The organism is Pseudoalteromonas sp. SR43-5 (assembly GCF_014163835.1).
GTDB classification, from domain to species: domain Bacteria; phylum Pseudomonadota; class Gammaproteobacteria; order Enterobacterales; family Alteromonadaceae; genus Pseudoalteromonas; species Pseudoalteromonas distincta.
Map to the genome: position 1 here is coordinate 1 of NZ_JACJEA010000060.1, position 4,671 is coordinate 4,671.

2 protein-coding genes are annotated in these 4,671 nt (G+C 41.2%); both read left to right on the forward strand.

The window, feature by feature from the left end; translation table 11 throughout:
* Window positions 1-944 precede the first annotated feature (944 nt).
* On the forward strand, window positions 945-2,618 hold the full coding sequence (locus H5090_RS20335) for an FMN-binding glutamate synthase family protein (RefSeq protein ID WP_220490830.1): 1,674 nt from the start codon (window positions 945-947) through the stop codon (window positions 2,616-2,618).
* Window positions 2,618-4,330, forward strand: coding sequence for a thiamine pyrophosphate-dependent enzyme (locus H5090_RS20340; protein ID WP_165723556.1), 1,713 nt, complete (start codon window positions 2,618-2,620; stop codon window positions 4,328-4,330). Before H5090_RS20335 ends, H5090_RS20340 begins: the two co-directional genes overlap by 1 nt.
* Window positions 4,331-4,671 lie beyond the last annotated feature (341 nt).

Here is a 4,671-nt window from a genome sequence, read left to right on the forward strand (position 1 = left end):
GAATTTACAATGTCTGGGCCAAATTTAAGTTTGGCGTTTAAGTCGCGAAGAGCGGTGCGTAACCCTTCTTCAATTACTGGGTGGTAAAATGGCATATCAAGCATTTCTGGTACGGTCATTTTGTTGCTACCGAGCTTATAACCAAGATGACGCATATAACAACTTTACACCGATAATAAGTTTTTAGTGGACTGTTGAACAATGTCCATTTGTTTGTGTATTAAATCTCGAACAGCCCTGAGTTCTCGGGGATAAATATAGCCTCCAGAGAGTATATCTAGACTTAGCATTTCAGCTAACCGGCGTGCATCACTATGCTCGTTGGTATATTTTTAACCAGAGTATTGCTGGGTTGCAGCTGGATTCGCTAAGTGAAGTTTAAACTTTGCAGCTATTAATGCATCAACTAACCAATACAAATTAAATGTTGATTCAACAACAAGTCCTGCTAGCTTGTATTTATAAGGGGCTAAAAAGATAAAATGACAGAGATGTCATTATTTAAACGATTGCAGTTAAGCGTTTCACCCTGTTCATTAATGATAGGAATTACACTATTATTTGAATGCAAGTCAACTCCACCCCACCATATAGTTTTATACTAAGCTCCTCTGATAACGTTTATGTCTTGGTCAACACAACTATATCGAAAAACTCTAGGAGCTTTGTATATGATCATCAAATTTTGACTTTATACATCACAATTTTGCCTTGTCATTGTGCTATTTTCTTAGCGCTATAATAGATCACTTATTTAATGCAATTGCTATTAGTTGATTGAGCGTAGCCCATTTTGTTTGTTCCTTTTTTAGTCTCTTTCATCAGTTTTTGTTCAGTTTGCTTATTATAGTGTGTCCCTAGAGTAGATTATTAATTGCTCGAGCTTGGGTTAGTATATGCTTTCACCTTGCTTTTGCTCACTCAAAAGAAAGGGAAATACGATAATGAAACAAATGGCTTCTTTTTTTCATTTATTAATGCGCGCTTTTTTACCGATCAGTGCATTGATTGTGTTAGTGCTAGTTCTGTTTTTAAATCCTTATAATTACCTCTCAATATTCGTCATCATTATTGCTGGTTTTTTTGTGGCACTAGGCATTAAAGACAGGTTGCAAACTAGTAGCACGTTGCTTAGAAATTATCCGGTAATAGCATGGATAAGGCACATATTTTACGACTTACGACCATTTTTACGCCAATACATTGTGGAGGATGATTTAGAAGGTACACCTTACAGTTTTGAAGCGCGTAATCTTATTTATGCTCGCTCGCAAGGTAAAAGTGATACGCGGCCTTTAGGTACAGAACGCAACGTAAAAGAAGATGGTTATACGTGGGTTTGCCACTCTATGGCACCTAAATCTCAGCCAGATACTAAGCCAAGGGTAACTATTGGTAATGAGCAATCTAGCCAACCTTATGAAGCATCCTTATTAAATATATCGGCAATGAGCTTCGGCGCATTATCGGGTAGAGCAGTTGAGGCATTAAATAAAGGCGCTAAAATAGGTGACTTTTATCATGATACCGGGGAAGGAGGGCTTAGTGAGTATCATAAAAAGCATGGTGGCGACATTGTATGGGAGTTAGGCACTGGCTACTTTGGTTGTCGCGACGAGCACGGCAATTTTGATCCAAAGCAGTTTGCTGATACTGCACAAAGTGAACAAGTAAAAATGACTGAAATAAAACTCAGTCAAGGTGCTAAACCAGGCCATGGTGGCTTGTTACCAGGCTCTAAGGTAACTGAAGAAATAGCCCGCACCCGTAAAGTTCCCGCTCATGAAGATTGTTTGTCGCCCGCTGGGCACTCTGCTTTTTCAACACCCGTTGAACTACTTGAATTTGCACAACATATGCGTGAGCTTTCTGGCGGTAAGCCAGTAGGGTTAAAGCTGTGCGTTGGTATGCCCCACGAGGTTATGGCGTTGGGTAAAGCTATGCTTAGCACTGAAATTTACCCTGATTTTATTGTGGTCGATGGCGCAGAAGGCGGTACGGGCGCTGCACCTAATGAATTGTCGGATTGGGTTGGTATGCCTTTAGAGGATGGTTTAGTAATGATGCAAAATATGTTAGTGGGTACGGGGTTAAGGAAGCATATAAAGCTCGGTGCCAGTGGTAAAATTTATAATGGTATGGGTATGGCTAAGCATATTGCTTTAGGCGCTGATTGGTGTAATGCCGCGCGTGCGTTTATGTTTTCCATTGGTTGTGTGCAAGCTAAGCGTTGTGACAAAGGGACGTGCCCTACGGGGATCACCACCCAAGATCCACAGCGCCAACGCTCGTTAGATATAGAAATACAATCACAAAGAGCAGCGCTGTTTCATTCTAAAACGTTAGCTGCATTAGGTGAAATTGTGGGCTCCTGCGGTGGCGTTCATCCTAGTGAGTTAGATCCCCATCAAATTATAACGCGCATAGATGCAGCACAATCTAAGTCAATTATGGAAGTCCATCCATTTTTACCTCCTAACAGTTTGCTTGATACCCCTGGCGATACAGCGTATTGCGATTGGTGGGAAGCTGCTTCTAAAGATACATTTAAGCCAATTAAAAATTTAACCGATGCAATGGGAACAACGTTATTAGCACATAAAAGAGGACATTACTAATGAGTACAACAGTTTCACACGTTATAGCAGACACTCTCGTACAAGCGGGAGCAAAACGTTGTTATGGTATTGTTGGCGACACAATAAATCATTTTACTGATGCGATTAGGCACACCGATTTAAAGTGGGTCAATGTACGTCATGAAGAAGTAGGTGGCTTTGCCGCCGGTGCAGAAGCTTATATGACAGAGCAGCTTGCTGTTTGTGCTGGAACGTGTGGACCTGGCAGCTTACATTTTGTAAATGGTATTTTTGAAAGCCACCGTAATGGTGCCCCTGTTGTTTTAATAGCCTCCAACATTGATAGGGCGGAGGAAGGAATGGATTTTCCACAAGAGTTGGACCAAACCAAAATTTACGAGCAGTGCTCTGTATTTTGTAAGCGTATTAGCCACCCAGATCAAGCTCGGCGTATCGTAACCCAGGCAGCTCAAGCGGCATTGGCACACAAGGGGGTGGCGGTGGTTGTAGTTAATGGCGATGTATTTAAGGAGAAAATAGATGATGATTTGCCTTGGTCGGTTCACCAGCCTCAACCGGTTATTCGTCCAAGTGACGACGAACTCAAAAAGCTTGCTGGTATGATTCTCGATGCAAAGCGCATTACCATTTACGCAGGTATTGGCGCCCGAAAGGCGCATGATCAACTTATTACTTTGGCAAAAAAGTTAAACGCTCCGATAGCTCATAGTTCGCGAGCAAAAGAATTTGTAGAGCCTAATAACCCTTTTAACATTGGTATGACAGGGATTTTAGGAAATCTTGCAGGAGTGCAAGCAATGAGCGATTGCGATTTGTTAATTTGCTTAGGTTCTGACTTTGCCTATACCCAATTTTACCCTGAAAAAGCCCGTATTGTGCAAATCAATAAAGAGGCTAACCATTTAGGGCGCCGTTCGCCTATCGAACTTGGTTTAGTGGGCGATGTTAAAGATACTTTAGCTGCGTTAACCCCACTACTTGAACAAAAATCAGATAATAGACATTTGAATGAATCGCTTGAGCAGTGGAAAAAAGACACTCAGGGCTACAATAAAAAGGCAAAACACGACTCTGACCTTATTCACCCGCAGTACCTGGCGCAGCTACTCAGTGAACAGGCCACTGATAATGCTATTTTTACCGCCGATGGAGGAAGTCCAATGGTTTGGTTATTAAGGCATTTAAAGGCTACAGGAGAGCGCCGTTTTTTAGCCAGTTTATTGCATGGTACTATGGCAAATGCGTATCCTCAGGCATTAGGAATTGCAAATGCATATCCTGATAGGCAAGTAATAGCAATGTGTGGCGATGGCGGGATCACCATGTTATTGGGAGATTTACTTACCTTAGTGCAAGAGAAAATAGCAGTTAAAATTTTAATTTTTAACAATGACTCACTCGGCTTTGTAGAAATGGAGCAAAGGGTAGAAGGCTTACTTGATAGTTACACAGGTCTCTCGAACCCTAATTTTGCTCTATTAGCACAGCAAATTGGCTTGCACAGTTGGCAAGTATCAGACCCTGATGAACTGCCTTCAACGATGCGCGCATGGCTAGATGCAAAAGGACCGGCTTTATTAGAAGTAAAAGTAAATAGAATGGAGTTAGTCATGCCGCCTAAAATAGAAGCAGGGCAGGTAGCCTCTACGGCTTTATTTGGCCTTAAAGCAGTACTAAATGGTCGTACTAACGAAGTAGTGTCGTTACTCAGAGATAACTTTATTAAATAATACAAATCTGCTTATATAGAGAGTCTATCTAACGTTAAGAAAATTGCGCTAGAACTAGGTGATGTTTTTATCTTTTTTGGTTCGATTAACAATTAAGTGTAACAACTAAATTTTTTTGAGAGGTCAGCTTAAAAAAATACATAAAAAAGCCAAAACAGATGTTTTGGCTTTTGCTTAGCAAGTTTGTATGTGTGGTAAATAGGCTATGCGCCTGGGCCACATTCCATACATGAATTTACAATGTCTGGGCCAAATTTAAGTTTGGCGTTTAAGTCGCGAAGAGCGGTGCGTAACCCTTCTTCAATTACTGGGTGGTAAAATGGCATATCAAGCATTTCTGG

Excerpts from the sequence above, each read along its gene's own strand:
- H5090_RS20340 (WP_165723556.1), top strand. The coding sequence starts at position 2,618 with ATGAGTACAACAGTTTCACACGTTATAGCAGACACTCTCGTACAAGCG.
- H5090_RS20335 (WP_220490830.1), top strand. The coding sequence starts at position 945 with ATGAAACAAATGGCTTCTTTTTTTCATTTATTAATGCGCGCTTTTTTA.